Origin of the sequence: Streptomyces sp. AcH 505 (genome assembly GCF_000818175.1) — a bacterium.
In the GTDB taxonomy this organism is placed as follows: Bacteria; Actinomycetota; Actinomycetes; order Streptomycetales; family Streptomycetaceae; genus Streptomyces.
In genome coordinates this window covers 236,319-260,322 of record NZ_JTIY01000002.1, presented here as the reverse complement: position 1 = coordinate 260,322, position 24,004 = coordinate 236,319, and the positions used below count along the sequence as shown (strand labels likewise).

General features: G+C 72.9%; 21 protein-coding genes. 12 read left to right on the top strand and 9 right to left on the bottom strand.

All coding sequences use genetic code 11. From position 1 onward, the window contains the following. Nucleotides 1-83: 83 nt before the first annotated feature. Nucleotides 84-560, bottom strand: a complete 477-nt coding sequence (locus HY68_RS31290; RefSeq protein WP_041998158.1) for an NUDIX domain-containing protein — start codon at nt 558-560, stop codon at nt 84-86. A 10-nt stretch (nt 561-570) separates the two neighbouring features. After that, entirely contained in the window at nt 571-2,160 is a 1,590-nt protein-coding gene (lnt, locus tag HY68_RS31285) for an apolipoprotein N-acyltransferase (RefSeq protein ID WP_041998156.1), read from the bottom strand. A 182-nt stretch (nt 2,161-2,342) separates the two neighbouring features. Here lnt and HY68_RS31280 point away from each other — a divergent pair, with 182 nt between their 5' ends. Next, nucleotides 2,343-3,425, top strand: coding sequence for an O-antigen ligase family protein (locus HY68_RS31280; RefSeq protein WP_078864039.1), 1,083 nt, complete (start codon nt 2,343-2,345; stop codon nt 3,423-3,425). 54 nt (nt 3,426-3,479) lie between these two features. On the opposite strand, the gene HY68_RS31275 is transcribed toward HY68_RS31280, so the two are convergent. Beyond that, nucleotides 3,480-4,034 (bottom strand): hypothetical protein, encoded by a 555-nt coding sequence (locus HY68_RS31275; RefSeq protein ID WP_041998155.1) that lies wholly within the window; start codon nt 4,032-4,034, stop codon nt 3,480-3,482. A gap of 54 nt (nt 4,035-4,088) precedes the next feature. Further along, entirely contained in the window at nt 4,089-4,889 is an 801-nt protein-coding gene (locus tag HY68_RS31270; RefSeq protein ID WP_041998153.1) for an aspartate/glutamate racemase family protein, read from the bottom strand. A 58-nt stretch (nt 4,890-4,947) separates the two neighbouring features. Between HY68_RS31270 and HY68_RS31265 the strand changes: the two genes are divergently transcribed. Beyond that, complete coding sequence (locus tag HY68_RS31265) at nt 4,948-6,171, top strand: glycosyltransferase (protein WP_041998151.1); 1,224 nt, start codon at nt 4,948-4,950, stop codon at nt 6,169-6,171. Between the two features lie 18 nt (nt 6,172-6,189). Here HY68_RS31265 and HY68_RS31260 read toward each other — a convergent pair whose 3' ends face one another. Further along, nucleotides 6,190-7,491 (bottom strand): TerD family protein, encoded by a 1,302-nt coding sequence (locus HY68_RS31260; RefSeq protein WP_241778817.1) that lies wholly within the window; start codon nt 7,489-7,491, stop codon nt 6,190-6,192. 250 nt (nt 7,492-7,741) lie between these two features. On the opposite strand from HY68_RS31260, the gene HY68_RS31255 reads away from it, so the two are divergent. The 3 genes from HY68_RS31255 (at nt 7,742) to HY68_RS31245 (ending at nt 11,754) form a co-directional block, all read left to right on the top strand. Further along, nucleotides 7,742-8,245, top strand: coding sequence for a DUF6643 family protein (locus HY68_RS31255; protein WP_041998147.1), 504 nt, complete (start codon nt 7,742-7,744; stop codon nt 8,243-8,245). A gap of 292 nt (nt 8,246-8,537) precedes the next feature. Next, nucleotides 8,538-9,146, top strand: a complete 609-nt coding sequence (locus HY68_RS31250; RefSeq protein ID WP_041998145.1) for a hypothetical protein — start codon at nt 8,538-8,540, stop codon at nt 9,144-9,146. A gap of 193 nt (nt 9,147-9,339) precedes the next feature. Beyond that, nucleotides 9,340-11,754 (top strand): right-handed parallel beta-helix repeat-containing protein, encoded by a 2,415-nt coding sequence (locus HY68_RS31245; RefSeq protein ID WP_041998144.1) that lies wholly within the window; start codon nt 9,340-9,342, stop codon nt 11,752-11,754. On the opposite strand, the gene HY68_RS31240 is transcribed toward HY68_RS31245, so the two are convergent. Continuing rightward, the gene (locus HY68_RS31240; RefSeq protein ID WP_241778893.1) at nt 11,715-14,084 is read right to left on the bottom strand and encodes a hypothetical protein; all 2,370 of its coding nucleotides are present in this window, start codon (nt 14,082-14,084) and stop codon (nt 11,715-11,717) included. The two genes, HY68_RS31245 and HY68_RS31240, sit on opposite strands and share 40 nt — an antisense overlap. Before the next feature lie 319 nt (nt 14,085-14,403). On the opposite strand from HY68_RS31240, the gene HY68_RS31235 reads away from it, so the two are divergent. The 3 genes from HY68_RS31235 to HY68_RS31225 all read left to right on the top strand — a co-directional run bounded on the left by HY68_RS31235 (nt 14,404) and on the right by HY68_RS31225 (nt 17,902). Continuing rightward, nucleotides 14,404-15,252 (top strand): DeoR/GlpR family DNA-binding transcription regulator, encoded by an 849-nt coding sequence (locus HY68_RS31235; protein ID WP_042000307.1) that lies wholly within the window; start codon nt 14,404-14,406, stop codon nt 15,250-15,252. A 58-nt stretch (nt 15,253-15,310) separates the two neighbouring features. Next, on the top strand, nt 15,311-15,754 hold the full coding sequence (locus tag HY68_RS31230) for an SRPBCC family protein (protein ID WP_041998141.1): 444 nt from the start codon (nt 15,311-15,313) through the stop codon (nt 15,752-15,754). 186 nt (nt 15,755-15,940) lie between these two features. Next, nucleotides 15,941-17,902 (top strand): hypothetical protein, encoded by a 1,962-nt coding sequence (locus tag HY68_RS31225; protein WP_041998139.1) that lies wholly within the window; start codon nt 15,941-15,943, stop codon nt 17,900-17,902. Between the two features lie 32 nt (nt 17,903-17,934). Here the strand turns inward: HY68_RS31225 and HY68_RS31220 are convergent, their stop codons facing one another. Beyond that, the gene (locus HY68_RS31220) at nt 17,935-19,062 is read right to left on the bottom strand and encodes a PLP-dependent cysteine synthase family protein (RefSeq protein WP_041998137.1); all 1,128 of its coding nucleotides are present in this window, start codon (nt 19,060-19,062) and stop codon (nt 17,935-17,937) included. A gap of 230 nt (nt 19,063-19,292) precedes the next feature. On the opposite strand from HY68_RS31220, the gene HY68_RS31215 reads away from it, so the two are divergent. Together HY68_RS31215 and HY68_RS31210 are read left to right on the top strand one after the other, a co-directional pair. After that, entirely contained in the window at nt 19,293-19,604 is a 312-nt protein-coding gene (locus HY68_RS31215; protein ID WP_041998135.1) for a hypothetical protein, read from the top strand. Nucleotides 19,605-19,814: 210 nt separating this feature from the next. Continuing rightward, nucleotides 19,815-20,339 carry an ATP-binding protein gene (locus tag HY68_RS31210; RefSeq protein ID WP_078864037.1) on the top strand — a complete coding sequence of 175 codons (525 nt, stop codon included), beginning with the start codon at nt 19,815-19,817 and terminating at the stop codon, nt 20,337-20,339. A gap of 122 nt (nt 20,340-20,461) precedes the next feature. Here HY68_RS31210 and HY68_RS31205 read toward each other — a convergent pair whose 3' ends face one another. Next, a complete protein-coding gene (locus HY68_RS31205; protein WP_041998131.1) occupies nt 20,462-20,776 on the bottom strand; it encodes an SHOCT domain-containing protein in 315 nt (104 codons plus the stop codon). 208 nt (nt 20,777-20,984) lie between these two features. On the opposite strand from HY68_RS31205, the gene HY68_RS31200 reads away from it, so the two are divergent. Further along, nucleotides 20,985-21,569, top strand: coding sequence for a DUF4865 family protein (locus HY68_RS31200; RefSeq protein WP_041998128.1), 585 nt, complete (start codon nt 20,985-20,987; stop codon nt 21,567-21,569). Nucleotides 21,570-21,576: 7 nt separating this feature from the next. Here the strand turns inward: HY68_RS31200 and HY68_RS31195 are convergent, their stop codons facing one another. Next, nucleotides 21,577-22,797 carry an ROK family protein gene (locus tag HY68_RS31195; protein WP_041998126.1) on the bottom strand — a complete coding sequence of 407 codons (1,221 nt, stop codon included), beginning with the start codon at nt 22,795-22,797 and terminating at the stop codon, nt 21,577-21,579. Nucleotides 22,798-22,872: 75 nt separating this feature from the next. Here HY68_RS31195 and HY68_RS31190 point away from each other — a divergent pair. Beyond that, nucleotides 22,873-24,004 (top strand): MFS transporter (locus HY68_RS31190; protein ID WP_041998124.1); only part of this gene is annotated, 1,132 nt, incomplete at its 3' end.

The window sequence follows — 24,004 nt, the reverse complement described above, 5'->3', positions numbered from 1 at the left end:
CGCGCCGGTGACGAGCGCGGTGCGGCCGGTGAGGTCGAGCGGGGCCGGAACCGTGGGTCGGGACATCGTCGTACTCCTCGGGCTCAGGGAGCGGGGTCGAACCAGGTGGGAGCGTCGGTGAGGGCCTGTTTGATCCGGAAGAGGCCGAACTCCTCCAGGGCGGGCAGGGCGTCCACGGAGAACCAGCCGACTTCGAGCGACTCCTCGTCGTTGACCCGCGCGTCGCCGCCGACCGCCCGGCAGCGGATGGTGATGTCCATGAACTGGCAGACGTCGCCGTTGGGGTAGGTGATGGGCCGGTGCGCCGCCTGGACGAGTACGACGCGCTCGGCCACACACTCCACGCCGGTCTCTTCGAACACCTCGCGTACGGCGGTCGTCGCCGGCTGCTCCCCCGGTTCCGGGATGCCGCCGATGACGGACCACTCGCCGGTGTCGGCCCGCCGTCCGAGCAGGACGCGTCCCTCGTCGTCGAAGACGATCGCGCTGACCCCCGGCAGCAGCATGAGCTGGTGCCCCGCCGTGGCCCTGATCCGCTGGATGAAGTCTGGAGTTCCCATGCGCCCGACCCTACGAGGCGACACGCCGCCGGGCCGACACGGACCTGCCGACGACCCAGCCGATTCCGGCCACGGCGACGAGCGCCAGCAGCCCCTCGGGGAGGGCGCCGAGCCGGGTGGCCGGGGTCAGCGAGGTGCGCAGCGGCACCTTGGCGACCAGCGCGTCGGGGGTGAACATCTTCGTCTGCGAGACGATCGTGCCGTCGGGCCGGATGATCGCGCTGACCCCGCTGGTGGCGGGCACGACGACGGTCCTGCTGTGCTCGACGGCCCGCACCCGCGACATGGCGAGCTGCTGGTACGTCATCTCGCTGCGGTCGAACGTGGCGTTGTTGCTGGGCACGGCGATCAGCTCGGCGCCCGCCTTGACCGGGTCGCGCACGGCGCCGTCGAACGCGGCCTCGAAGCAGGTGGCGAGCCCCACCTCGGTGCCGGCCAGGTCGAAGAGACCCACCTTGTGCCCGGGGCCGAAGTCCCGGCTGACCTCGTCGACGTGCGAGTTGAACAGCCGTACGACGGAGCGCATCGGGATGTACTCGCCGAAGGGCTGCACATGCCGCTTGTCGTAGGTGGCCCCGGGGCCCTTCACCGGGTCCCACTGGATCAGCCTGTTGTGCAGCGGCCCGGAGTCGGGGGTGACGACGGCGCCGACCACGGTCGGTACGCCGATCGCCTTGACCGCTTCGTCGATGACGATCCTGGCGTCGCCGTCCCGGTACGGGTCGACGTCGGAGGAGTTCTCCGGCCACAGCACGAAGTCGGGCTGCGGCACCTTGCCCGCCTTCACGTCGGCGGCGACCTTGAGGGTCTCCTTGACGTGGTTGTCGAGGACGGCGCGGCGCTGGGAGTTGAAGTCGAGCCCCATGCGGGGCACGTTGCCCTGGATCGCGGCGACGGTCTTCGTACCGTCCTCGGCCGCGTCGCTCACGAGCGGCAGCGCGGCGAGCGCGCCGGCGATCGGGACGAGGACGGTGAGCGCGGCGGCCGTCACCGCCGACCGGGACACCTGGTGTGTCCGGCGGTACGCGACGACCTGGCGCACCGCCTCGTACAGGCCGAAGCCGCACAGGGCGACGGCGAAGCCGAGCACCGGGGTGCCGCCGACGGCCGCGAGCGGCACGAAGACACTGTCGGCCTGGCCGAAGGCGATCTTGCCCCAGGGGAACCCGCCGAACGGCACCCGGGCCCGGGCGCCCTCGCCGAGGATCCACACGGCGGCCGACCAGACCGGCCACACCGGGAGCCGGGACACGGCCGCCATGCCCATGCCCACGAAGCCGATGAAGACGGACTCGGCGGCGGCCCGGGCCAGCCAGGGGAACGAGCCGACCTCGCCGCCCGTCCAGATCAGCAGCGGCAGCATGAAGCCGAGCCCGGCGAGATAGCCGAGACCGAACCCGGCGCGCAGCCGGCGGCCGTAGAGCGTCCAGGCGAGCAGCGCGAAGGCGGGCAGCGCCAGCCACCACAGGGGGCGCGGCGGGAAGCTGAGGTAGAGCAGGACACCGGAGACCACGGCGGCGGCCGGTCTGACCAGCCTGGACCCACGGGTGGGGGCGGGGTCCTGCGCAGAGGTGTCGACGGATGTCATGGTGGCGCTCACCTGGCGGAGTCTACGGTGAGCCGCTGTGCGTCCGGCACCGCCGTGTGATGTGAGAGACAACGTTCCTCCGCAAGTCGCGCACAGATCCGTGTCCTTGCGGTTACCGTGTGCGCCAGTCCCTGCCACCTGGCCGGATCCGGCTGCCGTGGGACGGGACCCGCCACAGGTGGGGGGCGACGGGGATGGCTGTACCGGTGGAACGGCCGGTGGTGCGGGAGCGGGGCAGTGCGCCCGACGTGGTCGGGGCCGTGGTGCTCGGCTGCTGCGCCGTGTGGGCGCTGATCAGCGCCGCAGGCACGGAAGGCAGACCCGAGGGGGTGCTGCTGGCTGTGCTCGCCGTCACGGCGGGCTATGCCTGCGGCCGGATCAGCGGCTCGCTGGTGCCGGTGGCGGCAGCGACCACGGTGTCGCTGGCCGCGCTCGGTGCGGCGATCGTGTCGAGTCACGACGCGGCGAGCGCGACGGTGGCGGTGGCGACCCCGCAGGGCGACGGCGGCGCGGTGGCCGCGCTGCTCGCGCTGTCGGCCGGCGCCGCCTGTTGCGCCGCGTCAGCGGTGCGGCCCGTACGGATCAGGCTCGTCCTGCGGCTGGTCGGGCTGCTCGCCGCGGTCACCGGGGTGCTGCTGGGCTCGGCCGCCGGGTTCTTCACGGCGCTTGCCGTGGTGCTGTGTTCGCTCGCCGCCGAGCATGTGCGCCGCCGGCTGGTCGGGCTCGCCGGGCTGGCGCTGGCCACCGGTCTGGTGGTGGGCGGCTCGTGGGCGGTGGCCGAGCAGGTGCTGCCCACGGGTCTCTCGGTCTCGCTGGAGGGTCAGCTGACCCAGAACCGGGTGCTGCTGTGGCGGGACGCCGTCGACATCGCCGGGGACCATCCGCTGCTGGGGGTGGGCCCCGACCGGTTCGGTGAACTCAGCCCGACGGCCGCCCAGTCGCTGGACACGGACGGGAAGACCCACTCGGCGCCGCTCCAGCAGGCCGCCGAGGAGGGCGTGGTGGGGGTGGTGCTGCTGGCGGCGGCGTACGGCTGGCTGCTGTACGGCCTCGGCCGCTCGCCGTGCGCCAACCCGGTCGTCCTGACGGCGGGGTCGTCGCTGACGGCGCTGGCCGCGCTGGCGAGCGTGGGGAACGCGCTGAGCTTCACCTCGGTGACGGTGACGGCGGGGCTGCTCGCCGGGCTGGCGACGGCGCGCCCGGCGACGACCGTGCCGGTCGCTGTCGCGGCCCGCCCCGAGCCTGCCGGGAGGGGTCCGGGTGCCCCGGTCGGGTGACGCGTTACTCCGTCCGAGTCAGCGCACCCTATGCCTTTTTGACCGTTATGTCCGCTATGCCGTCTTGCTCAACGTCGACGGGCGCAGCCGGTCACGGATGATCCGTACGGCCGCTTCGGCGTCGTCGACTGTGACGGTGAACACTCTGCCGTCGCCCAGCTTCAGTACGAGCCCCTCGCCTCTGCGCACCACCACGGCCGTGCCCATCTCGGGCCGCCAGCGGTAGCCCCAGCCGCCCCACTGCCGGGGGTTGACGCGGGGGTCGAAGTCCGCGCCGACGACCTGGGCGAGCGGGATACGGCGGCGCGGCAGGCCCATGTGCCCGCAGCGGACCTCCAGGCAGTCGCCGTCGACCTTGACGGCCACATGGACGAAGGCCAGCGTCCCGAAGAGCATCAGCAGTCCGGCGGCGACACAGCCGATCACCGACATCAGCAAGGCGAGGAAACCGGAGGTCCAGTTGGAGTCCACGGCCAGCTCGACACCGAGCGCGATGCACGCGGCGCCGCCCGCCGCCAGCACCCACTGCGCGCGATTGGTGGCTCGGCCGGACCAGATCTCGGGCAGGGGCCGCGCGGCGTGACCCTCGTGCCGTGAATGCTCCCTCATGGCAAGCAGAGTACCCACGTTCGGCGTGGGCGGGAGACGTACCGGAGTGTGTGGTCAGTACACCTGGGTGACGGCGGCGAGCAGCTGTCCCTCGGGATAGCCGAGCGCCTCGTCGGAGAGGGCGGCCTCCCGGCCGCCGAGCAGCACGGTGAGCCGGCCGGTCGGCTCGGCGCCGGGGGCGGGCTGCTCACCGATACGCCGCAGGGCGTGCGCGGCGACCGCGTCGGCCGAGCCGTACAGCGCGACCGGCGCCGCTGAAGTGGACCGGCCCGGGGCGTCGGTGACCGCCGTACGGATCCGTTCGGCGAGGAGTTCGTAGTGGGTGCAGCCGAGCACGACGGCGCTCACGTCGTCGGGGGTACGGTCAGCGGCGGCGGCCACCGCCGCCTCGACGGCGGCTTCGTCGGCGTGCTCCACCGCGTCGGCGAGCCCGGGGCACGGCACCTCGGTGACGGCGACGGACGGGGCGAAGTCACGGATCAGGGCGCGCTGGTAGGCGCTGCCCGTGGTGGCGGGGGTGGCCCAGATCGCGACGGGGCCGCCGGCGGCAGCGGCGGGCTTGATCGCCGGGACCGTACCGATGACGGGCAGCCGCGGTTCCAGCTCGGCGCGCAGCGCGGGCAGCGCGTGCACGGACGCGGTGTTGCACGCGACGATCAGGGCGTCCGGCTCGTGGGCGGCGGCCGCACGGGCGACGGCGAGCGCGCACGCCGTGACGTCCTGCGGGGTGCGCGGGCCCCAGGGCATCGTGCCGGGGTCGGACGACAGCACCAGATCGGCGTCGGGCCGCAGCCTGCGTACCGCGGCGGCGGCCGCGAGCAGACCGATGCCGGAGTCCATGAGTGCGATCTTCACTCGGTCACCATAGTCGACCGTGCTTGCGATCTTGGCGGTGTGCGGCAGACTGCCGCGAATGAGCGTCGTTGGCTGGATCTCGGTGTGTTCACTGGTCGTGTGGGGCTGGCTGTTGCTGGGTCAGGGGTTCTTCTGGCGCACCGATCAGCGGCTGCCGGCGCGCGGCCCGGCAGGCGGTGACGGCGGCGGGGCGGCTGACGACCCGTCGTCGTGGCCGTCGGTCGCCGTGGTGGTGCCCGCGCGCGACGAGGCCGAGGTGCTGCCGCTGAGCCTGCCGTCCCTGCTGGCGCAGGTCTATCCCGGACGGGCGGAGATCTTCCTCGTGGACGACGGCAGTACGGACGGCACGGGCGCGCTCGCGCGCGAACTGGCCGGCCGGTACGGGGGCCTGCGGCTGACGGTGACCTCGCCCGGCGAGCCGGAGCCCGGCTGGACGGGAAAGCTGTGGGCGGTACGGCACGGCATGGCGCTGGCCCGCGCCGGCGAACCGGAGTTCCTGCTGCTGACGGACGCCGACATCGCGCACGAGCCGGACAGTCTGCGGGAGCTGGTCACAGCCGCCCGCGCGCAGGACCTCGACATGGTCTCGCAGATGGCACGGCTGCGGGTGGCGAGCGTCTGGGAGCGGCTCGTGGTGCCCGCGTTCGTCTACTTCTTCTCACAGCTCTACCCGTTCCGCCGGGTCAACAGACCCGGTGCGAGGACGGCTGCGGCGGCCGGCGGCTGCGTGCTGCTGCGTACGGCGGCGGCCGAGCGGGCGCGGGTGCCCGAGTCGATCCACGAGGCGGTCATCGACGACGTGTCACTGGCGCGCGCCGTGCAGAACAGCGGGGGCCGGATCTGGCTGGGGCTCGCCGACCGCGTCGACAGCGTACGGCCGTACCCGCACCTGTCCGACCTGTGGCGGATGGTCTCGCGCAGCGCCTACGCGCAGCTGCGGCACAACCCGATGGTGCTGATCGGGACCGTCGCGGGTCTTGCCCTGATCTACCTCGCTCCCCCGGTCGCCGTGGGCTTCGGGGTGTTCGGCGGTGACGCGCCCGCCGGCTGGTTCGGCCTCGCCGCGTGGGCGGTGATGACGGGGACGTATCTGCCGATGCTGCGCTACTACCGGCAGCCGCTGTGGCCGGCCCCGCTGCTGCCGGTCACCGCGCTGCTGTACCTGCTGATGACGGTCGACTCCGCCGTGCAGCACTACCGGGGCCGGGGTGCGGCCTGGAAGGGCCGCACCTACGCGCGGCCCACGGGCGTTCCCGCGCCGGACGCGGCCCAGGACAGCTGACGGCCGCCGGACCGGGTGTCACTTCCGGCCGGGCGTCCAGTTCATGCCCCAGCCGTACGCCTGGTCGATGGTGCGCTGCGGGCTGACCCCGCGGGCCGGTACGAGGAAGTTCGCCTCGCGCTGGACGACGAGGTCGGACCCGGTGTTGGTGATCAGCGCGAGCGCGCAGACCGTCGAGGGCACCGTGCATTCGCCGAGCGAGAAGTCGATCGGCGCGCCGTTCAGCGGCTGGAGGGTGACCGTCGCGTCCAGATCGGCGAAACTGCGGGCGCCCTCGTAGATCGTCACGAAGATGACGACGCGGCGCAGTTCGTTCTTGTGGTCGAGGTTGATGGTGAGGTTCTCGCCGGTGTTGCTGCCGCCGGTGCGGTCGTCGCCGTCGAGTTGGATGTACGGCGGCCTGCTGACCGAGCCGAAGGCGTTGCCGAGCGCCTGGACGACGCCTTTGCGGCCGTCGCTGAGTTCGTACAGCGCGCACAGGTCGAGGTCGAGGTCGCCGTGCATGGCGACGGCCCTGCCGAGTTTGGCTCCCCAGCCCTTGAACTGTTTGCGCACCTGCCAGGTGAGATTCACCCGCATGGCACCCGAGCTGCCGCCCTGCTTGGCCAGCGAGACCGAAGGGGCCTCCTTCGTCAGGGTGACCTTGGAGAGGCGTACCGGGGTCGGTGCGGGTGCGGAGGGCGGCGCCGGTGGTGCGGCCGGTACCGGTGGTACGGGAGGGGTGGTCGCCACGGAAGGGGTGGGAGCTGAGGGGGGTGCGGGCCGGGCAGCCGGGGCGGCCGGTGCGGCTGCGGCCGGTTCGTCGACCGAGATGCCGAAGTCCGTTGCCAGGCCCCCGAGTCCGCTGCTGTAGCCCTGGCCGACCGACCGGAACTTCCAGGCGCCCTGGCGCCGGTAGAGCTCACCGATCAGGAACGCCGTCTCGACGGTCGCGTCCTGGCTGTCGTACCGGGCCACTTCGGCGCCGGTGGCCGCGTCCAGCACCCGTACGTACAGTCCGGGCACCTGGCCGAAAGTGCCCGCGTCTGCGGAGGCGGCGAGGACGATCCGCTCGACCGCCGGCTCGACCCGGGACAGCTCGACGGAGAGCGTATCGGTGATGGTGGGACCGCCGGTCTGCTTGCCTTCGTGCCGGACGGCTCCGGAGGAGTGGCGCGGCTGGTTGTAGAAGACGAAGTCCGCGTCGGAGCGCACCTTTCCGGCCACCAGCAACAGGGCGGACGCGTCGACGTCCGGCACCCCCGGTCCTGAGTTCCAGCCCAATTCGACGCGGACGCTCTGCGCCGGCACTGGAACATTGGCGCCTTTAAGCATGGACATGCTCGCCCCCATCGAGAGTCGGGTGCCCGAAGTTTCCGTGTTCCCAACCTAATGGCAGCAAGGCGGCGCGGGCTCCACAGGACCCGCCGGTAACCCCGTTTCAGCTTGCCCTTTACAGGATCTGAACACCTCGTGACGACCGTTTTTCCCAAGTTCGCTCGCATTGGGGATCAGAATTGGCACACAGCGATGGAAAGAACCCTCAAAGCAGGCTCCCCAACCGGCACATCGTGGGCTTAACTTATGTTCCATGACCTCCCCCCGCGCCACCTACGGCGGCGGTTACTACACCGCGCCGTCGTTCCCGGACACCCCGATCTACGACTCCCTGGTCGCGGAGCGGGGCACGCCTCAGATCGCCCCGATCCGAGTGCCCTCCGCCTATGACACCGGCAACAGCTATCTGCCGGCTCTGCCGTCGGCGCTCCCGGCCCTGCCGGCGGCTCCCTCGCAGCCGGCTCCGGCGTACGGCGGCTACCAACAGCAGCCGATGCAGCAGCCCATGCCGCTGCAGCACGCCCCGGCGCCCTACATCCCGCAGCAGCAGGCGGCGCCCCGGGGCGGCTACCCGGGTCCGCAGCAGCAGCCCTACCAGCAGCAGCCGCAGCGCCCCATGCCCCAGCGCCCGATGCCGGGCACGGGCTACGAGGCGATGCGACCGGCTGCGGCTCCGCGTCCCGCGCCGCCGCAGCCCGCGCAGCCCAACCAGTACGACGACCCGTACAACCGCCCCTACCAGAGCCGGGGGTACTGAGCGGACACCACCAGGGCCGCGACCCGCGCGTGGACAGACCGGCTGACCGACGGGAGGTCAAGAACCGCTGTCCGCACGCCTTTCGCGGCCCTGTTCGTGCTCCGGTCGCCCGGCCCGTTCTCCGCACCGCCCCTCGTGTGAACCCCGCCCGCGCGGGAAGACGAGGGTGCGACAGACACCTTGCGCGCGTTCGCGGCGTCAAGTGAGTTCGGTCGCTCTTCGCCCCTGACGCGTGTGCGGCATGCCGTCCCGGGCCAAGACGGATACGGAGACGGAAAGGGGGTGCGGGACTGTGAGAGTGATCGCCGGCCTCTGGCGCTGGCGGCGCAACCCCCTGCGCCGGACCACCGACCTGGCCGAAGGATGGGCGACGCTCGTCGCCGCGCTGCTGCTCCTGCTGGCGGCGCCCGCCGCCGGCTGGCTCTGCGGGGCGCTGCTCGACTCGTCGCTCCAGCAGACCGTACGGGTGCAGCACGAGGAGCGGTATCCGGTCACCGCCGTGATCGCCGCGCTGCCCAAGGACCGGCGGGCCGCCGGGTTCGACGGTGACTCGCCCAAGGAGCGCAGTGCCGACACCCGGGTGATCGCGACCTGGCGGGCCGTGGACGGCAGCAAGCACAAGAGCGCCGTCTCGGCGCCGCTGAGCGGCTGGCGCACCGGCGACAGCTTCCGCATCTGGACGGACGCGCACGGCACGCAGATGAAGCCGCCGATGGACGCGGGAACGGCCCGGCTGCACGCCGCCCTGGCCGGGACCGGCGCGGCGCTGGCCGCGGGACTGCTGATCGAGGGCGGCAGGCGGCTGTTCGTACGGCGGCTCGTCCTGCTCAGGCACCGGCGGCTCGACCGTGCCTGGGCCGAGGTCGGTCCTGACTGGGGCCGTACCGGCGCCGGCAGCTGAGATACGGGCCGGCGGGCCGGTCAAGGGACGGGCCCGCAGGTCGTCTTCGTCAACTCACCGGTGCCGCGCGCGCTACGGTGGTGCGGCCACGGTCCGACGTTACGGCCGTGGGGGTCCGGGTGCGAGCGCGTACCGGCACGGGCCGGCACGGCACGACACGTGCAGTCGCACGAGGTGGGGGCACGACAGCGCCATGGCACAGGGCACGGTCCAGGTGACGCACACCGGAACATCGCGTTGGCGGCGCCGCACGGGTGAATACGCCTCCCTCGCGGCGGCCCTGGAGGCGGCGGCCGACGGCGACGTCCTCACCGTCGCCCCCGGCACCTACCGGGAGAACCTCGTCATCTCCCGCGCCGTCACGCTGCGCGGCCCCGAAGGCTCGCTCGGCTCCGTACGGATCGCCCCCGCCGACGGCGTCCCGCTGACCGTCCGGGCCTCCGCCACCGTCCAGGACCTGCACATCGAGGGCCAGGACTCCGCGGCGCCCGCGCTGCTCGTCGAGGACGGCACCCCCGAACTGCTCGATCTGCGGATCGTGACCCGCTCGGCGGCCGGCATAGAGGTGCGCGGCGCCGCACGGCCCACCGTGCGCCGCTGCACCGTCGACAATCCGGCGGGCGTCGGCATCGGCGTACTGGAAGGCGCGGGCGGGGTGTTCGAAGAGTGCGAGATCGTCGCCGCCGGGCAGTCCGGCGTCGCGGTACGCGGCGGCGGCCACCCGCGGCTCGAACGCTGCCGGATCCACCACACGTCGGGCGCGGGCCTGAGCGTCACCGGTGAGGGCAGCGGCCTTGAGGCGATCGGCTGCGAGGTGTACGAGATCAAGGGCACCGGCGTACAGATCACCGAGCGCGGCGCCGCCCATCTCACCGACTCCTCCGTGCACCGCACGACGGCCGACGGCGTCACCCTGGACACCGACGCGGTCCTGACACTCTCCGACTGCGACATCCATGACATCCCCGAGAACGCGGTGGACCTGCGGTCCCGTTCGGTGCTGACGCTGACCCGCTCCACGGTGCGCCGCTTCGGGCGCAACGGACTGTCCGTGTGGGACCCGGGGACCAGGGTCGACGCCAACCAGTGCGAGATCCACGACAGTACGGGCGACTACCCGGCCGTGTGGGTCAGCGACGGCGCGACGGCCGTCCTCGACTCGTGCCGGGTGCACGACGTGCCCGACGCGCTGTTCGTCCTGGACCGCGGCTCGCGCGTCGACGTCGTGGACAGCGATCTCTCGCAGATCCGCAACACGGCGGTGTCGGTGAGCGACGGCGCGACGGCGCAGCTCGACGACTGCCGGATCAGGGAGGCGTCGACCGGTGCCTGGTTCCGAGACCACGGCAGCGGCGGGACGCTCAACTCCTGCACGGTGGACGCCGTGCAGACCGGGGTCATCGTGACCAAGGGCGCCGATCCGACCATCGAGCGCTGCACGATCACCTCGCCGGCCGAGGCCGGTTTCTACGTGTCGGCCGAGGGCCGGGGCACCTTCCACAACTGCCGGGTGACCGGCAGCGGCGGCTACGGCTTCCATGTGATGGACGGCTGCCGCACGACACTGACGCGGTGCCGTACGGAGCGCTGCGCGCGCGGCGGGTACGAGTTCGGGGAGGACGGCCCGATGGCCGAGGACTGCAGCAGCGACGAGAGCGGTGTACGCACACCGTCCGAGCCGGCGCCGACGGTACTGACCGCGACCCAGACCCCCGGGCTGCTCGGCACGGTCCCGGCGCAGACCGCGGCGAACGCCCCCGCCGACATCGCGCCGCCCGCCGAACCCGCGCGTGACTCGCAGGACGTCCTCGGTGAACTCGACGCGCTGGTGGGCCTGGAGAGCGTCAAGCGGGAGGTCAGAGCGCTCACCGACATGATCGAGGTGGGCCGGCGGCGCAAGGAGGCGGGCCTCAAGGCCGCCTCCGTCCGCCGCCATCTGGTCTTCACCGGCTCCCCCGGCACCGGCAAGACGACGGTGGCCCGGCTGTACGGCGCGATCCTGGCCTCGCTCGGGGTGCTGGAGCGCGGCCATCTCGTGGAGGTCTCCCGGGTCGATCTCGTCGGCGAGCACATCGGCTCGACGGCGATCCGCACCCAGGAGGCGTTCGACCGGGCGCGCGGCGGGGTGCTGTTCATCGACGAGGCGTACGCGCTCTCCCCCGAGGACTCCGGCAGGGACTTCGGCAAGGAGGCCATCGACACGCTGGTGAAGCTGATGGAGGACCACCGGGAGGCGGTGGTGGTGATCGTCGCCGGGTACACCGCGGAGATGGAGCGGTTCCTGGCCATCAACCCCGGTGTCGCCTCACGTTTCTCACGGACCATCACCTTCAGCGACTACGAGCCCGACGAGCTGCTGCGGATCGTGGAGCAGCAGGCGGAGGAGCACGAGTACACGCTCGGCGGCGGCGCGCCCGAGGCGCTGCTCAAGTACTTCACGGCGCTGCCCAAGGGCCCCGCCTTCGGCAACGGCCGTACCGCGCGGCAGACGTTCGAGTCCATGGTGGAGCGGCACGCGGGCCGGGTCGCCCAGTTGCCGCAGACCAGCACGGACGACCTGACCCTGCTCTACGCGGACGATCTGCCGGAGCTGCCCGAACTGTCCTGAGGCCGCCGGCCTGTTGGCTCTGTTCGCTCCGTGGACCCTGTCGGCTCGGCGGGCTCGCCCCGCTGCCCCGGCAGTGCGGGCGACAGCCGGTCGACGAGCGCGGCGCGCTCCTCGGCGAAGGCCGGATCGGCCTGGTACTCGGCGTGTCCGAGGACGGGCTCCGGCAGCGGACGCCGTACGGAACGGCCGTACGCCTGCGGGTCCTTGAGCGGCCCCCTGTCGACCTCCGGTCCCGCCTCCCCCGCGGTGACCCGCACCGGGCCACCGATCGGGTCGGTGTTCCGCCACAGGTTGCGCCAGCAACGGACCTGTCCGCACAGGTCGTTGAGCTGGTCGGGGCCGAAGTACGCGGGGAACCAGCGGCCGTAGAGACGCTCCAGCGGTGATCCGTACGTCAGCAGCGCCACCTGGCGGCGGGTGGAGGCGCGTAGCTGCCAGACGGTCGCGGCGGCGAGGACCGTGCCCTGTGAGTGGCCGGACAGGACGAGCCTGCCGCCGGTGCTCGCGGTCCAGGTCTCGACGCGCCAGGTGAGGTCGGGGACGGCACGCTCGGCGTAGCAGGGTGGTGCGAAGGGGTGCGCGGCGCGCGGCCAGAAGGTGCCGACGTCCCAGAGGATGCCGACGGTCCTGCGGGCCGAGGCGTGGCGGTAGGCCCGGCGGCCCCAGGTGACGAACAGTATGAAGCCGAGCCCTATCAGCCAGGAGCCCAGCGCCTGGGCGGTGTCGGTGACGGACTCGACGAGCGAGTCGGTGCCTTCGGCGGCCTGGCCCGGCACCTCGCCGCTCAGCCACGACCCGGCGACGGCGCCGGCGCCCAGCAGCAGGCCGGCGCCCGAGATCACCCCGACGAGCCAGGGGGCGGCGTCGGTGAGCGTGGCCCTGGCGCGCACCCCGGCGATCTTGCGGGTGCGGACGGTGTCGACGGTCCTCGGGTGGAACTCCGCCTCGACCACCGGGCCGAGCCGACGGGTGGCGCGCGCCGTTCGGACGGCGAGGACGGCCACCGGGACGAGCAGCAGCACCAGCAGGACGGGGATGACGGCGGCCTGCCAGCTCAGCAGGACCGGCGGCCCCACGATCCGGCCGCCGCCCATGCCGGGTGTCGCGTCCCCGTCGAGCCAGTCGGCGACGCGCTGCGCCAGACCGCCGGTCATGACGGCGCCCAGCGCGCAGGCGAGCGTGGCGACGACGGGGCCCGCCTGGCCGCGCAGCACCGTACGGGGATGCGCCGCGGCGCGGTGCAGCGCGGCGGCGGCCCCGGCCAGCGCCAGGACCAGCGCGACCTGCGCCACGGCGATCACCCGGAAGACAAGGTCGCCGGGGAGCGGCCCCGCGGAGACCCAGCCGGGCCGCGACCATGCCGCGTACACGACGGCGACGGCGAGCAGCGCGATCGAGCTGCCCGGCAGCCAGCCGATCACCGCCCGGTCGAGGACGAGATCGCGCCTGACCTCGCTGCGCCCTCTGCGGCACACCACCCACAGCACGGCGAAGGCGCAGCAGCCGAGGGCCGCCTGGAGCAGCAGCCCCAGGACGTCCGCGAGCGGGGAGCCGACGGCCCGGTCGTGCTGACCGGCGGCCACGGTGATCATGGCGGCGACGGTGAGGAAGCCCGCCGCCGTGTGCGCCGCCCGGAGCCGCGCGACGAGCCGGCGGCCGTACCAGAACCCCGGTGTGCCGAGCGCGGGCCGCACGCCGGGTGCGCCACCGCCGCTCGCCTCGTCCGGCTCGTCGGTGCTGCCGAGAGGATCGCAGGTGGCTCCGTCGGCGGCTCCGTGGGTGGTTTTGTCGGTGGGCGGCCGCTGCGACTCGTAGGCGCCCCAGGTGCGGTTGGAGAGGTACCACAGCAGCACCACCAGCGCGGTGGGCACCAGCGCCCCCAGGGCGAGCCGCCGGCCGGGCTGTGACCACCAGCCGTGCTGCTCCGGCGCCAGAAAGCCCAGCCAGGAGTGTGCGGCGGTGCACCGCGCCGCGCCCGCGCACTGCCAGGCGGCGAGGTCGAGCGCGACCTCGCAGGCGGCGGCGGTCAGCAGCACGGTCAGGGTGAGGGCGACGAGCCGTACCAGCAGCCCGTAGAACCGCCGGGTCCTGGCCGACCCGTTCGTCGCGGGCCGCATCCAGTGGGCGAGATTGACGACCATGAAGGGCAGGAGCAGCAGCCACAGGGCCCGCGAGCCGTTGCCCGAGGTGAGGTTGGACCAGCAGTAGGCCTCGGGCACCGGCCGGTTCCCGCGTTCAGGGTGACTCTCGGCGTCCACGTCCTCGGCGCGGCGGTGGACGGCGGCCGTCTCGTCACCGGTGATCCTGACCGTGCGGGAGTCGGCCAGCATCTCCTGCGGGGTCGTACCGCCGACGCCGTGGACGAGCAGTTCCAGCGTCGCTCCGCCGTCACCGGCGGCCGTGGGATGGGAGGACACTTCTGAACTCGCTCTCGACGTGGCAAAGTACTGCGGACACGACCCCGGAAAGGCTGCCGCAGAACGCGGCCGGGGCGGCTCCCGCCGCGCTGCCCTCACTGAATCTCCCCGACTCCGGCCGCTACGGGCGCGGGCGCCGCCGGCGGAACAGCGTGGGAGGATGGGGGCCTTGACGAGCGGGCGGGGCGAGCGGGTGGACGCCCGGCACACGACGGAAGGACCCGACAGGGTGGTGAGTGACAACCAGAACCTTCTCGCTGAGCAGCGTCGCGCCCTGATTCTGGACGAGGTGCGCAAGCGCGGCGGCATCCGCGTCAACGAACTCACCCGCAAGCTCAACGTCTCCGACATGACCGTGCGCAGGGACCTCGACGCGCTGGCCCGTCAGGGCGTCATCGAGAAGGTCCACGGCGGGGCCGTTCCCGTGGTCGAGGCGAGCACGCACGAGCCGGGGTTCGAGGCGAAGTCGGCCCTTGAGCTGACCGCCAAGGAGGACATCGCACGGGCGGCGGCCGCCATGGCGGTGCCCGGCAGCGCCATCGCGCTGTCCGGCGGTACGACGACCTACGCGCTGGCCCAGCATCTGCTGGACGTACCGGATCTGACCGTGGTCACCAACTCGGTGCGGGTCGCCGACGTCTTCCACGCGGCGCAGCCGGCCGGCACGGCGGGCGGCCAGCGGCCGGGCGCCGCCACGGTCGTGCTCACCGGCGGGGTGCGTACCCCGTCCGACTCGCTGGTGGGTCCCGTCGCCGACCAGGCGATCCGCTCGCTCCACTTCGACGTGCTGTTCCTCGGTGTGCACGGGATCTCGGTCGAGGCCGGGCTCTCCACCCCCAACCTCGCCGAGGCGGAGACGAACCGGCGGTTCGTACGGTCGGCCCGCCGGGTGGTCGTCGTCGCCGACCACACCAAGTGGGGCACGGTCGGACTGAGTTCGTTCGCGACGCTGGAGCAGGTCGACATGCTGGTGACGGACGCGGGCCTGTCGGCGGGCGCCCGCGCGGAGATCTCCGAGCGGCTGCCGGGCCTGGTGGTCGCCGGCGGGAGCGACGAGGAGCCGGGGTCGCGGGACGCGTGATCCGGCCGTCCGGCGCGGGGGCGCCGGATGCCGGGCTCCGTCGTCCTACGATCGCCCGGTGACCGTCTTCCGCGTCGACCGCACCCCGCCGCTCTCCGCCGCCGAGGCATGGCGGCGGCTCACCGACTGGCCGGCCCACGCCGACCAGGTACCGCTGACGCGCATCGAGGTCCGTACGCCGGGACCGACCAAGGTCGGCACGGTCTTCGTGGCCCGTACCGCACTGCCCGGCCGGGTGGCGTTCGACGACCCCATGGAGGTCGTGGCCTGGCAGCCGCCGACGGCGGAGGGCCCTGGCCACTGCCGGCTGGAGAAGCGCGGCAAGGTCGTCACCGGCTGGGCCGAGATCGAGGTGCGGGCCGAGGGCGGTGTCACGCACGTGCGCTGGTCGGAGGAGCTGCGCGTCGGCCCGCTCCCCCGGCTGTTCGACCCGGTGACCGCGCGCGTCGGCCGCGCCGTGTTCGGCCGGGCGGTCGACGGGCTGTTGCGCAAGGAGCCCTGAGCGCGCGTCCCGGTGCCAGGTGCCGGTGCCGGCACAAGGTGCGCGGCCGGTGCCGGGCACAAGGTGCGGGGCGCCGAACGCAGTTGCGGTGTGACCTTCGGATCATTCACTCGTTCTCCCTAGGAGCAGCAACGAGTGACAGCGCATCAGCACATGCGAAAGGGCACAGGAAAGGGCACAGTCCCGATGCCGACACAGCGACAGCCGACCGACCCCGCCGTCTCCGGCGCGCGTCCCGGTATCGACGAGGCCGAGGCCGCCCTCGTCGAGCACTACCCGCGTCTCGTACGCCTGGCCTATCTGACCCTGCCCCCCTCCCTCGGCCGGCACAGACGCGTACTCGCCGCGCACGCCACCGTGCAGCACGTGCTGCCGGGACGGCGGTCGGGATCGGCCCCCGCACCGGGACGGCTGAGTACGGACGAGGCGGCCTACGCCTGGATCCGCGGCCGGGTACTCGAAGCGGCGCTCGCCCACGGACACGGCTCCCGGCTGCACAACCTGCGCGCGGGCCGGCACGGTCTGCTGCCGCTGGTGGTGGGTCTCCGGCTGTTCCCACGGGCCGGCGGCACCGACGAACTCGCCCTGGACCAGGCCCTGTCGGCGGCGACGGCGGCGGCACGCGCCGCGCTGGCGCTGCGGGTGCTGGAAGGGCTGTCCGAGCGGACCGTGCACGCCCTGCTCACCGAGGCGGGCTCCGACGAACCCGACGAGGCGCTGCGCGCCGCCGACCGGCTCGCGTCCGACCGGGAGGGCCGGGCCGAAAAGCTGCTGCGCACGCCGGAGTTCGACCCGTGCACCGTACAGACCCGGCCGACCGATCTGCTGCGCCGCAGGCACCGCAACCGGCTGCTCGGCGCCGCCGTCGCCGTGGTGGTGACGGGGGCGGTCCTGGCGGTCACACTGCCGCACAACTCCCCGTCGCGGCAGCGGCTGGTCACGGCAGGTCCCGCCGCGGGTACGGCACTGGCCAAGGCCGTCGACCCCGCACGACTGCGCCGCGCCCCGGCCGACGAGTGGGCCGACTCCTCGCGGGTCGACTTCACGCTCTGGCCGGCCCGTGGGAGCCGCGTCGACGACACGGCGCTGCTGCGCCGCGCGCTGCGGGTCTGGGCGAGCCCCGACAGCGACGTACAGGTGTCGGCCACACCCGGGACGAGCACCGCCCCGCCTTCCCAGCCACCGCAGTTGCTGTACGCGGGCGAGAGCGACGGCGCCGCCGTGGTCCTGCTGCACGACGGGGTACGGGTGGCGCGCTACGCCGAGCCGCTGTCCGGGGACGGTCCGGCGGCGCTGGACCTCGTACGGACGGACGACGCGGACGTGACGACGGCGGCGGCCCTGGTCGTGAGCCGCACGGCCGGCCGGGCGCGCTATCTGCTCGCCCCGTGGATCGCCGAGTCGACGACCCGCGATCTGCTGGCGCCCGACACACCGGCCCGTGATCTGCGGGTGTCGAAGGACGGGGTCACGGACCCGGTGGCGCGCCCCGCGACCGGCGGTTCGTGCGCGTCGTGGCCGGTGATGCAGTTGCGCTCGTCGGAGAAGATCGTGGAGCGGCACGCGTTCCTGGTCACCGACCTCGGTGATCTCTCGCCCGTGCATCTGACCTACACACCGCCGCCGGCGCCGGGCAACCCGCCGCGTGCGCCGCGCGAGGCGACGGGCACGCCCGCGCTGCTGAGCTGGGCGCACACCGCCTGCTCACTGCGGGAGTTGCGGGGTTCCGGGGTGCGGGCGGTCAACAACTGGGCGTTCGCGGAGCAGCAGTTGCCGGAGCGCGGTGGGGTGTCCACCTGGGTCTGCACCCGCGCCGACACCTGGCGCGGCCCCGGCCGGATCCTGGTCCAGTTCCAGCGTCCCGGCACCTCGCACACGGCGCCGGGCGCGGTGGTGGCCGATGTGAAGGACACCGCGTTGTGCAGCAGATTCGGTCAGCACGTGCTGGCGGGGGCGCACTGGAAGGCACCGTCGGGGCAGTGGTACCTGCTGGCCGCCGGGTCCCGTGGCGTCGGCGACATCAACGCGGCGGGTGACGTACGGGCAGAGGCGAAGGGTCCGACGATGGCCGTACGGGCACCGCGCGGCGGCACGGTACGGCTGACGGGCAAGCTCCCGGGCGGTGCGTCGCTGGACGGCGTCAGCTAGGCCCTGCCAGGAAGTGCCCGGCGGACCGGAGTTCAGGACGCGGTGGCGTCGGGCCAGACTCCCGAGGCCAGGAAGCGCTCCAGGGTCAGCTCGTACGGTGCGATGTCCAGGCCCTGTCGGGCGAGCCAGGCATCCGAGTAGTACTTGTCGAGATAGCGGTCGCCCGGGTCGCAGAGCAGCGTGACGACGCTGCCTCCGCGGCCGGTGCGGACCATCTCGGCGACGAGCTTCAGCGCGCTCCACAGTCCCGTACCGGTCGAGCCGCCGGCCTTGCGCCCGATGGCCCGCTCCAGCGCGCGTACGGCGGCGACGCTCGCCGCGTCCGGGACCTTCATCATCCGGTCGATGGCGCCGGTGACGAAGCTCGGCTCCATCCGGGGCCGGCCGATGCCCTCGATCCTGGACCCGCAGTCGCTGCTCGCGAGGGTGTCGTGGCGGGTCCAGCCGTCGAAGAAACAGGAGTTCTCCGGGTCGGGGACGCAGATCAGCGTGTCGTACTGCATGTAGTGGACGTAGCGGGCGATCGTCGCCGACGTCCCGCCCGTGCCGGCCGTCGCCACGATCCAGGTCGGCTCGGGGAAGCGTTCCAACTTCAGCTGCTGGTAGATCGATTCGGCGATGTTGTTGTTGCCGCGCCAGTCGGTGGCCCGCTCGGCGTAGGTGAACTGGTCCATGTAGTGGCCGCCGGTGGCGGCGGCGAGGCCCGCCGACTCCTCGTACATGGTGCGCGAGTCGTCCACGAAGTGGCAGCGCCCGCCGTGGAATTCGATCAGACGGCACTTCTCCGCGCTCGTGGTGCGCGGCATCACGGCGACGAACGGCACGCCGATCAGTTTGGCGAAGTACGCCTCGGAGACGGCGGTCGAGCCGCTGGACGCCTCGATCACCGGTTTGCCGGGCCTGATCCAGCCGTTGCACAGCCCGTAGAGGAACAGCGAGCGGGCCAGCCGGTGTTTGAGGCTGCCGGTGGGATGGGTCGACTCGTCCTTCAGATACAGGTCGATGCCCCAGGACTCGGGCAGCGGGAAGCGCAGCAGATGCGTGTCGGCCGAGCGGTTCGCGTCGGCCTGCACCTTGCGTACGGCTTCCTTGAGCCACGCGCGGTACGCAGGATCGGTGCGGTCCACATCGACCGTGCGGACTGTCTCGTCCTGTGCCATGCGCGCTGTTCCTCTCAGTGACCGAAGCCTTCGGGAGCCTTCCGGACCGGGCCCCCTTCCGGTGACCGTATCCGCACCCCGTGCGCAAACGCTCACTTTGGGTATCCATAGGGATCGCTTGTCCCCGCGCCGGCCCCGGCGGGTGTCGGGGGCAGCGCATACTGCTGTTGGGGACGCGCATACTTGGGCAGACTGCCGACAGGAACAGGCACGGAGGGGGCTGAGCGGCCATGGCTGAGCCGGAGTTCAGCGCACGGGGCGTACGGATAGAGCGGTGGCCCCGCTCGCTCACCAGGGCGGGACAGGTCCTGATACAGGACGGCAGGCTCGCCCTGCTGAACAGCTACGGCCGGGTGATCGACAGCGCCCCGCTGCGGGCCGTGCGGACGGCCAGGCCGTGGTTCGCGGGCGAGGGTTCGATGGTGGCGACCGTCAACGGGAAGCGCTACCGGCTGACCATGGGGCAGCGCGGCCGCAGGCCCGAAGCGAAGGCCCTCGCGGGCCGATTCCTGGACACGCTGGGCAGGGCGGCGGGCACCTAGACCGATCACGGGGCGGCCGGTCGCGAGTTGCGGACCGGCCCTCGCTGAGCCACGCTGGAGGCACGTCACTCAGGGTAAACCGGCGGTGACGCTGCGATCCAGCCCCGCCGGGCACGAACAGCGGCTCCGGCCCGGTCACTGACCGGACCGACCAGGCCGCTGGATCCGATCCTTCGTCTTCTTCCGGACCTCATTCGGGGAGTCGCAGCCGTGATCAGCCAGCCCAGCAGGCATTGCACGGTGGAGCTCCAAGCCCTGCCGTCGCGGATCGGCCAGGTCCGCAGAATCATCTCGGCGCAACTGCGCTACTGGCACCTCGACCCGTTGATCGACCACACGGCACTCGGAGTCACCGAGCTGCTGACCAACGTCCACCGGCATGCCCAGCCGGACAAGCGGTGCACCGTCGATGTCGAGCTGCTGCTCGACCGGCTCACGGTCTCGGTCAGTGACCACGACCCACGCCTGCCGACGGTCAACGACGCGGCCCTGTTCGACACGGGCGGCCGCGGCCTCGCCCTCATCGCCGCGGTGAGCGAGAGCTGGGGCGTGCGCCCCCAGGGCGATTCGGGCAAGAGCATCTGGTTCACCCTGCCCACCCCGCCAGGCGCCGGGGCCCTGCCACCCCGGCCGGTGTACGGCGCGACGACCGACGGCCCCTTCATGGGGACGGAGATCGACGCGGTGGCGCTGGAGTACGGCCATGCCACCGCCAGGTCGGCCGTGGTCGGCTGACCGGACCCGGGAGGACCCGTACCGCCACCCGCCAGGGTGCCGGTACGGGTCCTCTTCCGGTGCGCACGCCCCCCGTTCGCGCGTCGCCGGTCACACGGCTGCCGGTCGAAGGGCCATCGAGCTCAGGCCGCGCCGCCCTTGCCGCGGCCGAACTGCTCGTCCAGCACGGAGAGCCGCCGCCAGTACTCGTCCTCGTCGATCTCGCCGGTGGCGAACCGGCGGCCGAGCATCGCGATGGGCGACCGCTCGTCGTCCACCGGCCGCCCGGCACCGCCCTGCCAGGGACCGCCGCGCCACGGACCGCGCGGGCCGATCCCGCGACCGCGCCACGCGGTGCGCCGCAGCACGGTCACGACGCCGAGGACGACAGCCGCCCAGACCAGCGGGAAGAAGAGGATCCACGGCCCTGGGCCGCCGTGAAACGCCAGTGTGTTCATCTCGGTTCAGCTCCTTCGGAGCGGGTTTTCCGGGTACTTCGTTGTCGCTCACGAGCCTCGCCCCTGGAGGGGCGCCGAGTCGTCGTACAGCCGGCGGCACCACGCGCACCCCGGAGGGAGCAGTTGTACCTACTGGTATGTACAGTGAGACCGACCGCCAGGCCGCCCAGGCCGCAGAAGCAGACCGCAGCTCCGCCGGGAGACCCCGATGCATGTCATGCAGTACGAGATCACGCTGCCCGCCGACTACGACATGGAGATCATCCGCAGGCGCGTCGCCACCAAGGGCCATCTCCTGGACGACTTCCCCGGGCTGGGACTCAAGGCATATCTGATCAGGGAACGTGCCGACGGTTCACCGGCGAACCAGTACGCGCCGCTCTACCTCTGGGCCGACCCTGCGGGGATGAACTCCTTCCTCCTGGGGCCCGGATTCCAGGGCCTGGCCGCCGACTTCGGCCGGCCGGTCGTCCAGCACTGGGCGGGCCTCGCCCACGAGGAAGGCCCGGCGGCCGGCCGTACACCGCTGTCGGCGGTACGGCGCCGGCTACCGATCCCGGACACCCCCGACCTGCCGGGCCTGATGGACGAGGCGGCGGCGGAGACGCGGCGGCTGGCCGGCGTCGAGGGAGTGGTCTGCGCGGACCTTGCCTTCGACCCGCGCCATTGGGAGTTGCTGCACTTCACCCTCTGGGACAGCACGTCACCCCAGGCGGTGGGCGACCGCTTCCAGGTGCTGCGGGTGTCACAGCCGCACCGCGACGAACTGCCGTCGGGCGCCGGAGCTCTCTGACGGTGCGTCAGCGGGCCAGCGCGGCCAGCGGGTCGTCCAGTACCGGCTGCCAGGCCACCTCGGCGGCGCCGACCAGGCTGTTGTAGTCGAGGGTGCAGCCCAGGATGGGCACTCCCCCGGTGTTGTGGCCCCACAGGCTGCGGTCGGCGACGACGGCGCGCAGCCGCTGCGGGTCCGCCTCGTGCAGCTCCCGGTGCAGTCCGCCGAGGATGATCCGGTCCGGGTTGAGGATGTTGACCAGCCCGGCGAGCCCGAGGCCCAGCCGGTCGATCAGCTCCTCGGTGGCACCGCGCACGGCCGGGTCGGCGCCCTCCGTACGGAGCAGGTCGCGCGCCTGCTGCAACAGCGACACCTCGGGGCCCGGCGTGCGGCCGGCGGCGACGAGGAAAGCGAGCGGGTCGGCCTCGACGTCGAGACAGCCCCTGCTGCCGCAGTAGCAGGGCCGGCCCTCCGGGTTGACGGTGAGATGCCCGACCTCCAGGGCGAGCCCCGAACTGCCCGTGTGCAGCCTGCCGTCCACGACCAGCGCGCCGCCGACACCGCGGTGTCCGGTGGCGACGCACAGCAGATGGCGGGCGCCGCGGCCGGCGCCGTGCCGGTGCTCGGCGAGGGCGGCGAGGTTGACGTCGTTGCCGGTGAAGGCCGGGCCTTCGAGCCCGGCGGCGCGCACCTGTTCGGCGAAGGTCTGCCGGACCGGGGTGCCCGCCGACCACGCGACATGCAGCGGATTGAGCGCGGCGCCCTCCGGTTCGGCCACGGCGGACGGCACGGCGAGTCCGGCGCCCACACAGCGCCGTCCGCCGTCGCGCAGCAGCCCGGCCCCGACGGCAACCGCCTTGCCGAGTACGGCGGCGGGGTCGGCCGGCACCTCGTCACGGCCTGCGGCGGTGGCGACGATCTGCCCGCCGAGCCCGACGAGCGCGGTCCTGAAGCCGTCGGCATGGACCTGTACGGCGAGTGCGACGGGACCGCTCTCGTCGACGGCCAGCCGGTGCGAGGGGCGGCCCTGGGACCCGGCTCCGGCGCCGGGGCTCGAATCGACGCGGATCAGCCCGAGCGCCTCCAGTTCGGCGGCGACCGCGCCGGCCGTCGCGCGGGTCACACCCAGCTCGGAGGTGAGGACGGCGCGGGTCGGCGCGCGGCCCGTGTGAACGAGTTCCAGGGCGGGACCGAGCGCGCTGCGGCCTCTCTCCAGTCTCGTCCGGGTGGTGGTCACCTTGCCGTTCATGTGGGCGAGTCTCCCATGGTCCGAGGCTCGGCAACCGCCTTGTCCCCGGCGGTCGGCCATGCCTATGCTGCGTTTGTGCCGTACCTAAACAAAATACCGGCGGCCGATCGGGGGGGCCACGGCGGTGACCGTGCCGCTCACTCCTCCCTGGTCCGGCTCCGGATCGCGCTCACGATGTTCTTCGCCCTCGACGGTTTTGTCTTCGCCGGCTGGGTGGTCCGGATTCCGGCTATCAAACACCAGGTCAGCGCCTCGGCGAGCACCTTGGGGCTCGCCCTGCTCGGGGTGTCGGCGGGGGCCGTGATCACCATGGTGTTCACCGGCAGGCTCTGCCGGCGCTTCGGCAGTCACCCGGTGACGGTCGTCAGCGCCGTACTGGTCTCGCTCAGCATCGCCCTGCCGCCGCACGCGCATTCGGCGGTGACGCTCGGCCTGCTGCTGCTGGTGTTCGGGGGCGCGTACGGCGCGCTGAATGTCGCCATGAACAGCGTGGCCGTCGATGTGGTGGCCGCGCTGCGGCGCCCGGTGATCTCCAGCTTCCACGCGGCGTTCAGTCTCGGCGGCATGGTGGGGGCGGGACTCGGCGGGCTGGTCGCGGGCAGCCTCACCCCGAGCGTCCATCTGCTGATGCTGACCGGCATCGGTCTGGTGGTCACGGCCGTGGCCGGGCCCGTCCTGCTGAAGCACCGGATCCCTGTGGCCGGGCCCGCGGACATCACCACGGCGGACGGCGCCGACGGCGCGGCGCCGGGCCGGCTCACCGGGCGCAGCCGCAAGCTCGTGCTGCTCTTCGGGGTGATCGCGCTGTGCTCGGCGTACGGGGAGGGCGCGATGGCCGACTGGAGCGCGCTGCATCTCTCCGACGACCTCGGTGCCGGCGCGGGCGTGGCCGCAGCCGCGTACACCCTCTTCGCGCTGGCGATGACGGCGGGACGGCTGTCCGGCACGGCGCTGCAGGAGCGTCTCGGCCAGACCCGCGCGCTGATCTCCGGCGGTGTGGTGGCCGCGCTCGGCATGCTGCTCGGCGCGCTCGCGCCGGCCGTGTGGCTGGCCCTGCTGGGGTTCGCCGTGGCGGGTGTCGGGCTGGCCAACATCTTTCCCGTCGCGATCGGCCGGGCCGGCGCCCTGGCCGGGCCGAGCGGCGTCGCGGCCGCGTCCACGCTGGGCTACGGAGGGATGCTGATCGGGCCGCCCGCCATCGGCTTCC

Excerpts from the sequence above, each read along its gene's own strand:
- HY68_RS31290 (WP_041998158.1), bottom strand. The coding sequence starts at position 560 with ATGGGAACTCCAGACTTCATCCAGCGGATCAGGGCCACGGCGGGGCAC.
- HY68_RS31280 (WP_078864039.1), top strand. The coding sequence starts at position 2,343 with ATGGCTGTACCGGTGGAACGGCCGGTGGTGCGGGAGCGGGGCAGTGCG.
- HY68_RS31275 (WP_041998155.1), bottom strand. The coding sequence starts at position 4,034 with ATGAGGGAGCATTCACGGCACGAGGGTCACGCCGCGCGGCCCCTGCCC.
- HY68_RS31265 (WP_041998151.1), top strand. The coding sequence starts at position 4,948 with ATGAGCGTCGTTGGCTGGATCTCGGTGTGTTCACTGGTCGTGTGGGGC.
- HY68_RS31260 (WP_241778817.1), bottom strand. The coding sequence starts at position 7,491 with ATGTCCATGCTTAAAGGCGCCAATGTTCCAGTGCCGGCGCAGAGCGTC.
- HY68_RS31255 (WP_041998147.1), top strand. The coding sequence starts at position 7,742 with ATGACCTCCCCCCGCGCCACCTACGGCGGCGGTTACTACACCGCGCCG.
- HY68_RS31245 (WP_041998144.1), top strand. The coding sequence starts at position 9,340 with ATGGCACAGGGCACGGTCCAGGTGACGCACACCGGAACATCGCGTTGG.
- HY68_RS31240 (WP_241778893.1), bottom strand. The coding sequence starts at position 14,084 with ATGCTGGCCGACTCCCGCACGGTCAGGATCACCGGTGACGAGACGGCC.
- HY68_RS31225 (WP_041998139.1), top strand. The coding sequence starts at position 15,941 with ATGCCGACACAGCGACAGCCGACCGACCCCGCCGTCTCCGGCGCGCGT.
- HY68_RS31220 (WP_041998137.1), bottom strand. The coding sequence starts at position 19,062 with ATGGCACAGGACGAGACAGTCCGCACGGTCGATGTGGACCGCACCGAT.
- HY68_RS31215 (WP_041998135.1), top strand. The coding sequence starts at position 19,293 with ATGGCTGAGCCGGAGTTCAGCGCACGGGGCGTACGGATAGAGCGGTGG.
- HY68_RS31205 (WP_041998131.1), bottom strand. The coding sequence starts at position 20,776 with ATGAACACACTGGCGTTTCACGGCGGCCCAGGGCCGTGGATCCTCTTC.
- HY68_RS31200 (WP_041998128.1), top strand. The coding sequence starts at position 20,985 with ATGCATGTCATGCAGTACGAGATCACGCTGCCCGCCGACTACGACATG.
- HY68_RS31195 (WP_041998126.1), bottom strand. The coding sequence starts at position 22,797 with ATGAACGGCAAGGTGACCACCACCCGGACGAGACTGGAGAGAGGCCGC.